The 248-nt window shown below is 64.5% G+C and carries 1 pseudogene; it reads left to right on the top strand.

The features are described 5' to 3' along the window. Nucleotides 1-248: pseudogene (locus tag SB764_RS43265) on the top strand (anti-sigma factor); the annotation flags it as partial.

Genomic DNA, 248 nt, shown 5'->3' with positions numbered 1-248 from the left:
CCAACGAGGAGGCGCATCTCGCCACCTGGCTCGGCAAGCGGCTGGCGATCCAGAACCTGAAGGTACCCGACCTGCAGACGCTAGGTTTCCACCTCGTCGGCGGCCGTCTGCTGCCTGTCGATGGCAAGCCGGGCGCGATGTTCATGTATGAGGATCAGGGCGGCGAACGTCTGACGGTTCTGGTCGGGCGCAATGCCGGCAACCACACCACCAGCTTCCGCTTCGCCTCGGCCGATAATCTCGAGACC

The organism is Paraburkholderia sp. SIMBA_027 (assembly GCF_046535315.1).
GTDB lineage: Bacteria > Pseudomonadota > Gammaproteobacteria > Burkholderiales > Burkholderiaceae > Paraburkholderia > Paraburkholderia tropica.
The sequence above is the reverse complement of the archived record's forward strand: the minus strand, read 5'-3'. Positions and strand labels throughout refer to the sequence as shown.